This window comes from Paramagnetospirillum caucaseum (assembly GCF_000342045.1).
In the GTDB taxonomy this organism is placed as follows: Bacteria; Pseudomonadota; Alphaproteobacteria; order Rhodospirillales; family Magnetospirillaceae; genus Phaeospirillum; species Phaeospirillum caucaseum.
Map to the genome: position 1 here is coordinate 16,462 of NZ_AONQ01000056.1, position 13,236 is coordinate 29,697.

General features: G+C 68.2%; 13 protein-coding genes. 5 read left to right on the forward strand and 8 right to left on the reverse strand.

Going from position 1 to position 13,236, the window contains the following annotated elements; translation table 11 throughout:
* Positions 1–38: 38 nt before the first annotated feature.
* The 4 genes from H261_RS17120 to H261_RS17135 form a co-directional block, all read right to left on the reverse strand.
* Positions 39–863, reverse strand: coding sequence for a VOC family protein (locus H261_RS17120; RefSeq protein ID WP_008619978.1), 825 nt, complete (start codon positions 861–863; stop codon positions 39–41).
* A gap of 113 nt (positions 864–976) precedes the next feature.
* Complete coding sequence (locus H261_RS17125; RefSeq protein WP_008619979.1) at positions 977–1,864, reverse strand: prephenate/arogenate dehydrogenase family protein; 888 nt, start codon at positions 1,862–1,864, stop codon at positions 977–979.
* Positions 1,861–2,952 carry a histidinol-phosphate transaminase gene (gene hisC, locus H261_RS17130; protein ID WP_008619981.1) on the reverse strand — a complete coding sequence of 364 codons (1,092 nt, stop codon included), beginning with the start codon at positions 2,950–2,952 and terminating at the stop codon, positions 1,861–1,863. The genes H261_RS17125 and hisC overlap by 4 nt, the downstream gene beginning before the upstream one ends.
* A gap of 30 nt (positions 2,953–2,982) precedes the next feature.
* A complete protein-coding gene (locus tag H261_RS17135) occupies positions 2,983–3,858 on the reverse strand; it encodes a chorismate mutase (RefSeq protein ID WP_008619983.1) in 876 nt (291 codons plus the stop codon).
* Positions 3,859–3,994: 136 nt separating this feature from the next.
* Here H261_RS17135 and metX point away from each other — a divergent pair, with 136 nt between their 5' ends.
* On the forward strand, positions 3,995–5,179 hold the full coding sequence (metX, locus tag H261_RS17140) for a homoserine O-acetyltransferase MetX (RefSeq protein WP_008619984.1): 1,185 nt from the start codon (positions 3,995–3,997) through the stop codon (positions 5,177–5,179).
* Positions 5,176–5,802, forward strand: a complete 627-nt coding sequence (metW, locus tag H261_RS17145) for a methionine biosynthesis protein MetW (RefSeq protein ID WP_008619987.1) — start codon at positions 5,176–5,178, stop codon at positions 5,800–5,802. Before metX ends, metW begins: the two co-directional genes overlap by 4 nt.
* Before the next feature lie 30 nt (positions 5,803–5,832).
* Here metW and H261_RS17150 read toward each other — a convergent pair whose 3' ends face one another.
* Both H261_RS17150 and pap read right to left on the reverse strand, forming a co-directional pair.
* Entirely contained in the window at positions 5,833–7,542 is a 1,710-nt protein-coding gene (locus tag H261_RS17150; RefSeq protein ID WP_008619989.1) for a methyl-accepting chemotaxis protein, read from the reverse strand.
* A gap of 157 nt (positions 7,543–7,699) precedes the next feature.
* A complete protein-coding gene (gene pap / locus H261_RS17155) occupies positions 7,700–9,220 on the reverse strand; it encodes a polyphosphate:AMP phosphotransferase (RefSeq protein ID WP_008619992.1) in 1,521 nt (506 codons plus the stop codon).
* A gap of 100 nt (positions 9,221–9,320) precedes the next feature.
* Between pap and H261_RS17160 the strand changes: the two genes are divergently transcribed.
* Positions 9,321–9,605, forward strand: coding sequence for a transcriptional regulator (locus tag H261_RS17160; protein ID WP_235062967.1), 285 nt, complete (start codon positions 9,321–9,323; stop codon positions 9,603–9,605).
* 1 nt (position 9,606) lies between these two features.
* Entirely contained in the window at positions 9,607–9,852 is a 246-nt protein-coding gene (locus H261_RS17165) for a type II toxin-antitoxin system RelE/ParE family toxin (protein ID WP_008619997.1), read from the forward strand.
* Here the strand turns inward: H261_RS17165 and H261_RS17170 are convergent.
* Positions 9,807–11,042 carry an MFS transporter gene (locus tag H261_RS17170; RefSeq protein ID WP_008620000.1) on the reverse strand — a complete coding sequence of 412 codons (1,236 nt, stop codon included), beginning with the start codon at positions 11,040–11,042 and terminating at the stop codon, positions 9,807–9,809. The genes H261_RS17165 and H261_RS17170 overlap by 46 nt on opposite strands.
* Positions 11,043–11,158: 116 nt before the next feature.
* Here H261_RS17170 and H261_RS17175 point away from each other — a divergent pair, with 116 nt between their 5' ends.
* Positions 11,159–11,587: a bacteriohemerythrin gene (locus tag H261_RS17175; protein ID WP_008620001.1), complete on the forward strand. Its 429-nt coding sequence runs from the start codon at positions 11,159–11,161 to the stop codon at positions 11,585–11,587.
* Between the two features lie 156 nt (positions 11,588–11,743).
* Here the strand turns inward: H261_RS17175 and lpdA are convergent, their stop codons facing one another.
* The gene (gene lpdA / locus H261_RS17180; RefSeq protein ID WP_008620002.1) at positions 11,744–13,153 is read right to left on the reverse strand and encodes a dihydrolipoyl dehydrogenase; all 1,410 of its coding nucleotides are present in this window, start codon (positions 13,151–13,153) and stop codon (positions 11,744–11,746) included.
* Positions 13,154–13,236 lie beyond the last annotated feature (83 nt).

Here is a 13,236-nt window from a genome sequence, read left to right on the forward strand (position 1 = left end):
GCCTCCGACCTGAATATAGACCGAATTCCGGTCGATGGCTATTCCTGTAGCTCGATCAGCACGCCGCAGGCATCCTCGGGGGCGACCATCACCTTGCCCTGGCGGTCGCGCTCATGGGGGATGCCCGCCGCCTTCAAGGCCTTGGCGGCCGTATCGGCGTTCTTGATCCTGAGCGTCAGGGCGACCAGAGCGGGGGCGGGCGGAAACTCCTCGTCCTCGGCCTCGGGATGCATCTGCCCCAGGTCGTCGGGGCGGCAGAGGAACACCAGGCCGTGGCGGGTATGGACGGTCACCGTCTCGTCGGTGGCGGTGGCGGCGGCGGGACCGATCAGCCGGTCCCAGGCGGGGATCAGCTCCAGCGGTTCGGCCATCAGGGCGGTGACCGAAACGATGCCCAGCGCGCCGTTGGCATGATCGGTCCAGCCCGGGCGGCGCAGGATGTCCGGGGTCAGGTGCTGGCAGAGGAACGAGGCGATTCCGGGCGTGGTTTCGGGCGGCAGGATGCCGGCCTTGAAGCGGGCCATGCCGCCCTCGATGCTGCGCGACAGGTCGCCCGGCGGTTCCAGTCCCAGGCGGGCGCAATCGGCCTGCGCGTCCTCGGTGCCCCACACCAGGCCCATCAGGCCCTCGCCCTTTTCGGCGGTGAAGGCGCGCACCCGGTCGGCCGGGCCGCCCTCACCCACCGCCGCCAGGATTTCCAGGTAATCCTCGCCGAACATGATGCAGTGATTGGCGGTGCCCCACTCGGCGTGCTCGCCCCTGGTGGCCAGGGTGAAGCCCAGGGCGCGGAACACGCCGGCCGCCTTGTCCAGGTCGCGCACAGCGATGATGACGTGGTCGAGTCCGGTGATGCGGCTGGTCATGGCGGTTTCCTCCCGGCGGTGGAGATGGATTGCCGGGTCGAGCCCGGCAATGACGAAACCTATTGTATGCCGTCATGCCCGGACTTGATCCGGGCATCCACGAACGGAGCGATTTACGCCTGCTTGGCGTCGATGATGGCGCGGCGGATGGCGCGGGTCTCGGTGAAGCGTTTGTGCAGCACCTCGCCCTCGCCCCAGCGGATGGCCCGCTGCAGCGCGGTCAGGTCCTCGGTGAAGCGCTGGATGACCTCCAGCACCGCCTCGCGGTTGTTGAGGAATACGTCGCGCCACATCACCGGGTCCGAGGCGGCGATGCGGGTGAAGTCGCGGAAGCCCGAGGCGGAGAACTTGATCACCTCCTGCTGCATGTGGCCTTCCAGGTCGTTGGCGGTGCCGACGATGGTATAGGCGATCAGGTGCGGCAGGTGGGACGTGATGGCCAGCACTTTGTCGTGGTGGTGGGGGTCCATGATCTCCACCTGCGAGCCGACCCGGCGCCACAACTCGGCCACCTTGTCCACCGCCTTGGGATCGCCGCCGGTGACCGGGGTCAGGATGTGCCAGCGGCCCTCGAACAGTTCGGCGAAGCCGTTCTCCGGCCCCGAATGCTCGGTGCCGGCGATGGGGTGGCCGGGAACCAGCTCGACGCCGTCCGGGATATAGGGGCCGAGGTCGCGGATTACCGACAGCTTGACCGAACCCACGTCGGTGACGATGGTGCCGGGTGCCAGATGCGGGCCGATGGCCCCGCCCACTGCCTGGGTGGCGCCCACCGGCGCGCCCACCACCACCAGATCGGCCTCGGGGATCACCGCCGCCGGATTGTCGGTGGCGGCGTCGACCACGCCCAGCTCCAGGGCGGTCTTGCGCGCCTTTTCGCTGGGGTCCAGCGTCAGGATGCGCCGGGCCAGGCCATGCTTGCGCATGGCCCGCGCCAGGGACGAGCCGATCAGGCCGATGCCGACGAAGCAGACGGTATCGAATAACGGAGTCTGGGTCATGCTCCCACGAACTCTTTCAACGTATCGACCACCATCTGGTTCTCGTCGCCGGTGCCGATGGTGATGCGGAGCGAATCGCCCAGGCCGTAGCCGCCCATGGCGCGCACGATGATGCCGCGCGAGCGCAGGAACTTGTCGGCGGTGACGGCGTCCTTGCCCGGGGTGGCGGGGAAGCGCACCAGGACGAAGTTGCAGACGCTGGGAACCACGGTCAGGCCGAGATCGGCCAGCTTGCCCGACAGCCAGGGCAGCCAGTAGTCGTTGTGGCTCTTGCACAGCTCGGCATAGGCGGTGTCGTTGAAGGCGGCCAGGCCGGCCGCCAGCGCCGGGGCGCCGACGTTGAAGGGGTTGCGCACCCGGTTGAGCACGCCGGCCACCGCCTCGGGGCAGTAGGCCCAGCCCAGGCGCAGGCCGCCCAGGGCGTACATCTTGGAGAAGGTGCGGCAGACCACCACGTTGTCCGAGGATTCCACCAGCTCGATGCCGCCGGAATAGTCGTTGCGGCTGACGAACTCGGTATAGGCGGCGTCGATGACCAGCAGGACGTCGGGGCGCAGGGCGGCGCGCAGGCGGGCTACTTCCGCGGCCGGCAGGTAGGTACCGGTCGGGTTGTTGGGATTGGCCAGGAACAGGATCTTGGTCCTGGGCGTCACCGCGGCGAGAAGGTTGTCCACGTTGGCGGTCAGCTCGACCTCGGGGGCGGTGACCGGGGTGGCGCCGCAGGCCTTGGCGGCGATGGCGTACATCAGGAAGCCGTGGGCCGAGTACAGCACCTCGTCGCCGGGGCCGGCATAGGCGCGGCACAGGATGCCCAGCAACTCGTCCGAACCGGCGCCGCAGACGATGCGGGACGGGTCGAGCTTGTAGCGCGCCGCGATGGCCCGGCGCAGATCCTCGGCGCCGCCGTCGGGATATCGGTGCATCTCGGGGGCCATGGCGCGCAGGGCCTCGACGGCCTTGGGGCTGGGGCCGAGCGCGCCTTCGTTGGAGGACAGCTTGAGGATGCGGTCGACCCCCTCGATGGCGGATTCGCCGCCGACATAGGGGCGGATGTCCATGATGCCGGGGCGGGGCGTGGGAGCGGTCACGGTTCAATCTCCAGCGAAAAGGGTGAGGGATCAGACAAGCGCTTCGGGCGCGAAGGGGGTGGCGTAGCCGCCGACCACGGCGATGCGGCCGACGGGGTCCTTGGGGGCGACCAGGGCCGCCAGCCGGGCATCGGCGGCGGTGACATGGCCGAGAATCTCCACCATGTGCAGCCATTGGGCGCCGTGGCGGTGGATGGCCAGCAGTTCTGCGGGCTCCAGTCCGGCGGCCGACAGGATGGCGCGCAGGCGGTCGCGCGAGAGGTCCGGGCCGGTCTCCAGCACCGCCAGGGTGCGGTCGTCGCCGGAGCAGTCGTGGTCGCGGCAGGCGATGACCAGGGCCTGGGGGGGCTCGGCCGAGCCCTTGACCGCCGGGGTAGGGGCGAAGGGCAGGCGGGCCACCACGCGGGGCGCGTCGCCGCTTTCCAGCATCAGGCTGGTCCACCACGGCTCGGCGTCGTCGGCGGCCTCGGTGCCGGGGGTCAGGGGGATCACCCCCACCGCCGCCTCGCCGTCGGCGACGGCGCGCACCACCTGGCCGGGGCTGCGCAAGGCGTGCAGCGGCGCCACCACGCCGAAATGGTTCCGCGCCAGATCGATGGCGGCGGTGGAGCGCCCGGCGGCATGCACCGCCACGGTGAACGGGCCCTGCAGGCCGGTCAGCGCGCCGACGATCTCGCGCCAGATGCGCACCACGGCCAGCTTGGGGAACGGGCCGGCGTGGCGGTCCAGCAGGCGGCGCAGGATCTGCGCCTCGCGCCCGGGGCGCAGCGTCACCCGCCGGTCGCCCTTGGCCGCGGCGATATCGCCCACCAGGCTGGTGCGGCGCATCAGCAGGTCGTGCAACTGATCGTCGATGCGATCAATTTCGCGACGGAGCTGCTCGAGGGCGGCGCTGTCCTGGGTCATGGCGGAAAAGGGGGCCGGAAATGGTGGGTCCAAGAGGGATAGGTTTAGTGCGGCTTGACCCGGAAATCAAAGAAAACGTTGACAGTACCCGCCGGCGACCATAGCTAATCCATTCCCTGTCGCGGCGCGTGATCCCATGTCCCAGAGCGAGCCTGTCCCGACTGCCCCCGCCAACCCTGCCGGCCTCAAGGTCGAGCTGGGGCGCGACCGGCCGATTCTGCTGGATTGCGGCGTCGAGCTGGGGCCGGTCCAGGTGGCCTACCAGACCTATGGCCGGCTCAACGCCGACCGGTCCAACGCCATCCTGATCTGCCACGCCCTGACCGGCGACCATTACGTCGCCGACCCCCATCCCATCACCGCCAAGCCCGGATGGTGGAGCGAACTGGTGGGGCCGGGGCGGGTGTTCGACACCGACCGCTATTTCCTGATCTGCTCCAACGTGCTGGGCGGCTGCATGGGCACCACCGGGCCCATGGACGACAACCCCGTCACCGGCCAGCCCTGGGGGCTGAACTTCCCGGTCATCACCATCGGCGACATGGTCAAGGTCCAGGCGCGGCTGGTGGACTTTCTCGGCATCGACCAGCTGTTCTGCGTGGTCGGCGGCTCCATGGGCGGCATGCAGGTGCTGAAATGGGCGCAGTTCTACCCCGAGCGGGTGTTCTCGGCCATTCCCATCGCGGCGGCCGCCCGCCACTCGGCCCAGAACATCGCCTTCCACGAGGTGGGGCGCCAGGCGATCATGGCCGATCCCGACTGGTGCGACGGCGATTATCTGCGGCAGGGCATGCGGCCCCATCGCGGTCTGGCGGTGGCGCGCATGGCGGCGCACATCACCTATCTGTCCGAACCGGCGCTGCACCAGAAATTCGGCCGCAACCTGCAGAACCGCGACACCGTCACCTACGGCTTCGACGCCGATTTCCAGGTGGAAAGCTACCTGCGCCACCAGGGCTCGACCTTCGTCGACCGCTTCGACGCCAATTCGTACCTCTACATCACCCGGGCCATGGACTATTTCGACTTGGCGGCGGAGAACGGCGGCGTGCTGGCCAATGCCTTCCGCGGCACGCGGACCCGCTTCTGCGTGGTCAGCTTCACCAGCGACTGGCTGTTCCCCACCTCGGAAAGCCGGGCGGTGGTGCATGCGCTGAACGCGGTGGCGGCCAATGTCAGCTTCGTCGAGATCAAGTCGGACAAGGGGCACGACGCCTTCCTGCTGGACGAGCCCGAGTTCCACGCCACCCTGACCGGCTTCCTGGAAGGGGCCGCCGCCCATCGCGGCCTGCCGCGTCCCGACGGGGGGCGCGGGCGATGATGACCGTCTCCAACGGCAATCTGCGCGTCGACCTCCGGCTGATCGCCGACATGGTCGAGCCCGGCTCGCGGGTGCTGGACGTGGGCTGCGGCGAAGGGGCGCTGCTGGACTGGCTGGGCCGCACCAAGGGGGTGGACGGGCGCGGCATCGAGCTGTCCATGGCCGGCGTGTCGGCGGCGGTGTCCCACGGCCTGTCGGTGATCCAGGGCGATGCCGACACCGACCTGAAGGACTATCCCTCGGGCGCCTTCGACTACGTGATCCTCAGCCAGACGCTGCAGGCCACCTACGAGCCGCGCACCGTGCTCAGCCACATGCTGCGCATCGGGCGCCGCGCCATCGTGTCGTTCCCCAATTTCGGCCATTGGCGGGTCCGGCTGCATCTGCTGGCCCGGGGCCGTATGCCGGTGACCGACACCCTGGCCTACGAGTGGTACGACACCCCCAACATCCACTTCTGCACCATCCGCGATTTCCTCGACCTGTGCCGCGACCTGGGCATCACGGTGGAGCGCTCGATCCCGCTGGACCGTGGCGGCAAGACAATGGCGATCCCGTCTTGCGAGGGGATCGCCAATCTGTTCGCCGACCAGGGTCTGTTCGTCCTGTCGCGCAAGGGGTAGGGAGAGAGCGGGCGTCCCGCCCGCGGAACATTACTCCGCCGCCACCAGATGCAGGTGGGCGGCTTTCTGGCCGTTGCCGTGGATGGCGCCCAGGAAGGTCTCCACCTCGGTGCGCAGGGCGTCGGCCTGGCCGGTGAGTTCCGCCGCCGCCGCCAGCACCTCTGACGCGGTGGAGCCGGCATGGCGGGCGGCGTCGCTGACCTCGCCGATATTGCTGGAGACCTCGGCGGTGCCGGTGGCGGCCTGCTCGATGCTCCGGGCGATCTCGGTGGTGGCGGCCGATTGCTGGTCCACCGCCTCGGCCACCACCGACGAGGTCTCGTCGATCTCGGCGATGGTGCGCACGATGGCGGCGATGGCGCCGGCGGCCTGGGTGGCGGCCGACTGCACCTCGCCGATCTGCGAGGTGATCTCCTCGGTGGCGCGCGCCGTCTGGTTGGCGAGGTTCTTGACCTCGTTGGCGACCACGGCGAAACCCTTGCCCATTTCTCCGGCCCGCGCCGCCTCGATGGTGGCGTTGAGCGCCAGCAGGTTGGTCTGCGACGCGATGTCGTTGATCAGCGCCACCACCTCGCCGATGCGGCCGGCGGCGGAATTGAGGCCGCTGACGATCTCGCTGGAGCGCTCGGCCTCCTGGACGGCGGTGCGCGAGCGGGCGGTGGAAACCTCCACCTGACGGGCGATCTCGGCTTCCGAGGCGTGCAGTTCCTCGGTGGCGGCGGCCACCGTCTGGACGCTCATGGCGGCGTGGTTGGCGGCGGAGGCCACGGCGGTACTTTGACGCGCCGTCTGGTCGGCGATGGCCGACATGGACTGGCTGGTGGACTGCATCTGGGCGGCCGCCGCGCCCACCGACTTGATCACCCCGGCCACCTTGGCGTCGAACTCGGAGGTGAGGCGCTCGATGCGGCGCTGGCGGGCCAGATCGGCATCCTGTTGGCGCAGCTTCTCGGCGGCGGCCTCGGCGGCGGTCTCGATATGCTTCTGGAACACCTTCAGGCCACGGGCCAGGGCGCCGATCTCATCGACACGTTCTGTGTGGCGGATTTCCACGCCATGGTCGTCGCGGGTCAGGCGGTCGAGGGTGGCGGTGACGTCGCTCAAGGGGCGGGTGATGCCGCGTCCCACCCAGGCGGCGATCAGCCAGACCAGGGCCAGGACACCCAGGGCGGCGGCGCCGAACTGCAGGGCGCGGGTACGGAAGGCGGCCGACACGTCGTCGATGTAGATGCCGCTGCCGATCACCCAGCCCCACGGGGCGAAGCCCTGGACATAGGACAGCTTCTTCACCGGCTCGGTGGCGCCGGGCTTGGGCCACATGTAGTAGACGAAGCCGGCGGACTTCTCGCGGACGATGCGGTTCATCTCGCGGAACAGGAGCAGGCCGGTGGGGTCCTTCATGTCCTCGATGGGCTGGTCGATCAACTTGGCGTTGGGATGGGACAGCATCACCGATTCGCCCAGCCGGTGCACCCACAGGTACTCGGAGCCCTCGTAGCGGAGCTTGGAGACCGCGGCCAGGGCGGCGGCCTGGGCCTCCTCCCGGCTGATCTTTCCGGCGCGCTCCTGCTCCTCGAAATGGGAGAGCAGGGATTGGCCGACCTCGACGATGTGGCGGGTCTTGACCTCGCGGTCGTCGAGCAGGTCATGGTTCATCTGCGTCAGGCTGGCCGCCACCACGGCGGCGATTCCACACAGCGCGGTGACGACGATCAGCCACAGCCGGATTGCGATCTTCATGTAACCCCCCTACTAAAAGGGGATGTGACGCTTGGCGCGTTCTCCTCCCCATTCATAAGGGTTTTTATGTAGAATGAAACCGGTAGTCAATAGCTTATTTAGCGTTATTGCCTCTGTCGTATAGGTTTGCCTATCCGAAAGACTCTGCCAGCCCCTTCTAATCCTTCTTCTTTTTTCCAGGTTTGCCCAGGGCTGCCTCCAGGGCGTCGGCCACGGTGCGCATAACCTTGACGCGCGCGAAGTTCTTGGAATTGGCCTCGACCAGGGTCCAGGGGGCATCGGTGGTGGAGGTGCGCTCCACCATGTCGTTGACCGCCTGTTCGTAGGCGCCCCATTGCTCGCGGTTGCGCCAGTCCTCGTCGGTCAGCTTCCATTTCTTGTATTCGATCTCGCCGCGGGCGTTGAAGCGGGCCAGCTGTTCTTCGGCGGTGATGTGCAGCCAGAATTTGCACATGACGATGCCGTGGTCGGTGAGCTGCTTCTCGAAATCGACGATCTCGCCATAGGCGCGGCGCCAGGCCTCCTCGGTGCAGAAGCCCTCGACCCGCTCCACCAGGACGCGACCGTACCACGAGCGGTCGAACACCGTGACGCGGCCCGCCCGGGCGATGTGGCGCCAGAAGCGCCACAAATAGTGCTGGGCGCGCTCTTCTTCGGTGGGGGCTGCGATGGGGATCACCTGATAGTCGCGCGCGTTGAGCGCGTTGGTCAGGCGGCGGATGGTGCCGCCCTTGCCGGCGGCGTCCCAGCCCTCGAATACCAGGGCGGTGGAAACGCCCTTCTCCTTGGCGGCGTGGTAGAGGTGGGCGAGCCGCGCCCGCTGTTCCTGCAGGGCCTGGTTGTACTCGGCCCCCTCGATGTCCTGGGTCATGTCCAGGGAGGACAGGATCGAGGGCTGGGAGGCCAGCGCGCCAGGCTGGTCGCTTTTCTTGCCCTTGATCTCGGCGTTGACCTTCTTCACCGCGTCGCGGGCGGCGAAGTGCTTGGTGATGGCCTCCTTCAGGGTCTGCAGCACCACCGCCGAGCGGTAGCGGGGGTCGGCACCCTCGACGATCTGCCAGGGGGCGTGGCCCTTGCTGGTGTGCATGATCATGCGTTCGGCGGCGGCGACGAACTTGTCGTACATCTCCCAATGCTGCCAGTCCTGCTTGGTCACCTGCCAGGCGGTGAGTTCGTCCTTTTCCAGGCTCTTCAGGCGCTTCTTCTGGGCCTTCTGCGACAGGTGCATCCAGAACTTGAGGATCAGGGCGCCTTCGTCGGCCAGGGTCTTCTCGAAATGGACAATGCGTTCCAGCCGCTCGTCCAGTTCGGGGCCGCTGATCTTGTCGGTGACCCGGTCGATCAGCGGGTGGTGGTACCACGACGACATGAACAATCCGACCTTGCCCTTGGGCGGCAGGTCGCGCCAGTAGCGCCAGTATTCGGGCCGCTCGCGCTCCTCGTCCGACGACGGGCCGTAGGCGCGGGTGACGATCCAGCGCGGGTCCATCCATTCGTTGAGCAGGTTGACCGTCTCGTTCTTGCCGGCGCCGTCGACGCCGGCGAACAGCACGACGACCGGAAAGTCCGCCTCGCGCAGTTGCTGTTGCAGGGCCAGCAGTTCGGTGCGCAGGCCCGGAGCCATGGCATCGAAATCCTCGCGCGAGATCTTGCGCCCCAGTTCAGCCGCCTCGAACATGTCCCATCCCCCATGAGCCATCAACCGAAAGTATGAGCGTATGCTTATTAGCCAGGGGCCACAAGAGGCTGTAGGATTTCCGGCCTTGCAGGAGAAGCCCATGCCCCGGACGATTCAGCTGGTTCTCGACGACGATCTCGCCCGCCGCCTGGAGGAACGCCTGGCGGCGGAGGGCGGCGACGGGGCGGCGCTGCTGGAACGCGCGCTGCGCGCTCATCTCGATGCCGGGGACGAGGCCGCCGCCGCCCGCGACGCGGTGATCCGGGCGGCGGGCGAGGGCGAATTCGGCACGGCGCCCGGCCTGTCCGCCGACCATGCCCGGGTGCGCCTCTGGCTGCTGGGCTGGGGCGGCGACGGCGAATCCGGCCCGCCGGGAAGCTGCTGAGATGATCCGCTGGTCCGACGCGGCCTTGACCGATCTGTTCCGGCTGCGCTCGGGCCTGGGCGGCGATCAGGCGGCCAAGCGGGTCGGCCGCCTGATCGCCGAATCCGCCGATTGCCTGGATGATTTCCCCGGGCGGGGGCGCGACGGCGTCGCGCCGGGGACAAGGGAACTGCCCCTGCCCGGCCTGCCCTGGCGGCTGGTTTATCGGGCGGGGGAATCCGGGGTGATGATCCTGCGGGTTATCTGAGCCGCAACGCCAGCGGTCCCAATCCCACCACCACGGCCAGCGAGGCGAAGGCGAGGCCCCAGGCCAGGGAGGAATTGCCGCCTCCGGCCAGGTCCAGCACCATGCCGAAGGCCAGCGGCCCGACGAAGCCGGCGCCGAAGCCCAGCAGGGAGTGGATGGCGATGGTGGCGCCGCGGCGGTCCGGGGTGGGCTGCCATCACCGCGCCGGTGGTCAGCGCCGCCGAATCGATCTGGATCAGCACGTTGTAGAGCAGCATCAGCCCGACCACCACGCCGTAGGGCATCCCCCCCAGGAAGCCGATCACCGCCGCCATGGCGGCCGAGGACAGCATGGCGGCGGCGCAGACCCGGCGGCGGTCGAAACGGATGGCCAGATCGGCTCCCACCACCGAGGAGACCATGGCCAACAGGGCGGCGATGGTGGCGGTGGCGGTGGGCGAGGGGCCGGCGGCGCCCGGCTGGGCGGCCAGCACCCAGGCGAGGAAGGCCACCATCCACGAGCGCGCCCCGAACAGTTCCCAGACATGGGCGGCATAGCCCAGCACATAGCCCATGGCGGCGCGGTTGCGGAAGACCGGGGCGAAATCGAAGGGATTGACCGGCTGGACGGGAGGCGTCGGCTCGGCCTTTTCCAGCAGGGCCAGGATGAGGGTCGCGGCGGCCAGGGCGCAGGCCCCGGCCAGGGCGAAGGCGGCCTTCCATCCCCACAGTTCGGCCACCAGGCCGACGATCATGAACGACCCGCTCGTGCCCAGGGAAAAGCTGGCGGTGTAGAAGCTGATCCAGCGGGCCTGTTGCGCCCCGCTGGTGCGGTCGACCAGGGCCTTCAGCCCGGGCATGTAGGTACCGGCCAGTCCCACCCCGGCGGCGAAGCGCAGGGCCATGGCCGACCAGAATCCTTGCGCCGCCACGGCGTAGAGCAGGCAGGACAGGCCGGCCACCAGGGCGCCGGCCAGATAGACCTTCCTGGCGTCGATGCGGTCGGTCAGGGTGGTCAGCACCGGCACCGCCATGGTGTAGCCGGCGAACAGCACGCCGGAAATCCATCCGGCCTCGGTATTGCTCAAGCCCCATTCGGTCATGAAGGCGGGCAGCAGGGCGGGAAAGGCGAAGACGCCGACCATGGTCAGCACTTCCGCCGCGCACAGGCAGAAGACAGCCCTGGCGCCGATGGAGACGGGCTCGCTCACCACAATGATCCATGACTTTCGATGTGTATCAATTCAAGCATCGAGTGCATACCCTGGGGCCGGGCGCTGGGGACGCCTTGGGCGGGCGTTGCCGGGTGAAGAAGGATACCTGTCATATGGCCTCGAATCGGATTGTTTCATGGGGGAACGATAAGATCGAGTGGTCCGATGACCTTCTGCTCCAGATCGAGCCGGAGGACGAGGATCACCGCGAGATGTTCGCGCTGATGAACCGGATTTTCACCACCGCCCGGCTGGGCGCCGACCTGGTGACCCAGGCGGCGGGCGATCTGTGCCTGTTCACCCGCGAGCATTTCATCCGTGAACAGCGCGACATGGAGCGGGCGGGCTATCCCGGCCGCGACGCCCACCGCTATGACCACGAATACCTGATCTTCCAGCTGGACGCGCTGATCGAGCGGCTGATGGTGTCGGGGCCGGACTACGTGGCCGACGAACTGGTCGATTTGCTGAAGCGCTGGCTGTGCGACCACATCCTGACCTTCGACGCGGCCTATGCGGAGTTCCTGCGGGAGCGGGGGTAGTCCATTCCTGTCATCCCTCCTCCGGCGGTCGTCGGGATGACAGGGCGACGCGATGGACGCGAGCAGGGACACGCCCCTTCGTCTCTTGTTCTTTCCCGCCCCAAAACAAAAAAGGCGCCCCAGGGGGGCGCCCTTTCCGTTCGGGAAACGAAAAAACTACGTGTGCAGCGGGCGGCCGTCCACGGCGAGGCAGGCTTCCTTGACCGCTTCGCCCAGGCCCGGGTGGGCGTGGCAGGTGCGCGCGATATCCTCGGAGGCCGCGCCGAATTCCATGGCGAGGACCACCTCGGCGATGAGGTCGCCGGCATTGGGACCGACGATGTGGGCGCCCAGGACCTTGTCGGTGGCGGCGCAGGCCAGGATTTTGACGAAGCCGTCGACCTCGTTCATGGAGCGTGCGCGGCCGTTGGCGGTGAAGGGGAACTTGCCGGCCTTGTAGGCGATGCCTTCGGCCTTCAGCTGCTCCTCGGTCTTGCCGACGCTGGCCACTTCCGGCCAGGTGTAGACCACGGCCGGGATGGCGTCGTAGTTCACATGGCCGTGCTGGCCGGCCAGAATCTCGGCCAGGGCGACGCCCTCCTCCTCGGCCTTGTGGGCCAGCATGGCGCCGCCGACCACGTCGCCGATGGCGTAGATGCCGGGCACGTTGGTGCGGAAATGCCCGTCGATCTGGACGAAGCCGCGCTTGTCCAGCGCCACGCCGACCTTGTCCAGGCCCAGGCCGTCGGTATAGGGCTTGCGGCCGATGGCCACCAGGACGCAATCGGCCTCGATCGTCTCCGCATTGCCGCCCGCGGCGGGTTCGACAGTGACGGTGGCCTTCTTGCCCGACTTGGCGATGCCGGTGACCTTGGTGCCCAGCTTGAACGCCATGCCCTGCTTGGCCAGCAGGCGCTGCATCTGCTTGGACACCTCGCCGTCATTGAAGGGCAGGATGCGGTCGAGGAATTCCACCACGGTGACCTTGGCGCCCAGGCGGCCCCAGACGGTGCCCAGCTCCAGGCCGATGACGCCGCCGCCGATGACCACCATGTGCTTGGGGGTCTTCGGCAAAGCCAGCGCGCCGGTCGACGAGATGATCACCTCCTCGTCGATCTCGACGCCGGGCAGCGGGGTGACGTCGGAGCCGGTGGCGATGACGATGTGCTTGGCGGCCACCGTGGACTTGGCGCCGTCCTTGGCCGTCACTTCGATCTGGCCCGGCGCGGTGATGGCACCGGCGCCGACGATGTAGGTCACCTTGTTCTTCTTGAACAGGAACTCGATGCCCTTGGTGTTGTCGGACACCACCTTGTCCTTGTGGCCCATCATGCCGGCCACGTCCATCTCGACCTTGCCCACCTTGATGCCGAACGAGCCCATCTCGTGGGCGCACGCGTGGTAGTGATGCGAAGCGGTCAGCAGCGCCTTGGACGGGATGCAGCCGACGTTGAGGCAGGTGCCGCCCAGCGCGCCGCGCTTCTCGATGCAGGCGGTCTTGAGGCCCAGTTGGGCGGCGCGGATGGCGGCGACATAGCCGCCCGGACCACCGCCGATGATGACGACGTCGAAAGAAGTATCGGACATGGGTTGCGTCCTCGATCAGACTCCCTCCCTTGCCGCAGGCGGGGGAGGGTTGGGGAGGGGGCTTGGGTCTCAAGGCGGGGGTA

Coding starts and splice junctions, on each gene's coding strand:
- H261_RS17160 (WP_235062967.1), top strand. CDS start 9,321: ATGCCCCGGACGATTCAGCTGGTTCTCGACGACGATCTCGCCCGCCGC.
- metX (WP_008619984.1), top strand. CDS start 3,995: ATGTCCCAGAGCGAGCCTGTCCCGACTGCCCCCGCCAACCCTGCCGGC.
- H261_RS17150 (WP_008619989.1), bottom strand. CDS start 7,542: ATGAAGATCGCAATCCGGCTGTGGCTGATCGTCGTCACCGCGCTGTGT.
- H261_RS17135 (WP_008619983.1), bottom strand. CDS start 3,858: ATGACCCAGGACAGCGCCGCCCTCGAGCAGCTCCGTCGCGAAATTGAT.
- lpdA (WP_008620002.1), bottom strand. CDS start 13,153: ATGTCCGATACTTCTTTCGACGTCGTCATCATCGGCGGTGGTCCGGGC.
- H261_RS17175 (WP_008620001.1), top strand. CDS start 11,159: ATGGCCTCGAATCGGATTGTTTCATGGGGGAACGATAAGATCGAGTGG.
- H261_RS17125 (WP_008619979.1), bottom strand. CDS start 1,864: ATGACCCAGACTCCGTTATTCGATACCGTCTGCTTCGTCGGCATCGGC.
- H261_RS17165 (WP_008619997.1), top strand. CDS start 9,607: ATGATCCGCTGGTCCGACGCGGCCTTGACCGATCTGTTCCGGCTGCGC.
- metW (WP_008619987.1), top strand. CDS start 5,176: ATGATGACCGTCTCCAACGGCAATCTGCGCGTCGACCTCCGGCTGATC.
- H261_RS17120 (WP_008619978.1), bottom strand. CDS start 863: ATGACCAGCCGCATCACCGGACTCGACCACGTCATCATCGCTGTGCGC.
- pap (WP_008619992.1), bottom strand. CDS start 9,220: ATGTTCGAGGCGGCTGAACTGGGGCGCAAGATCTCGCGCGAGGATTTC.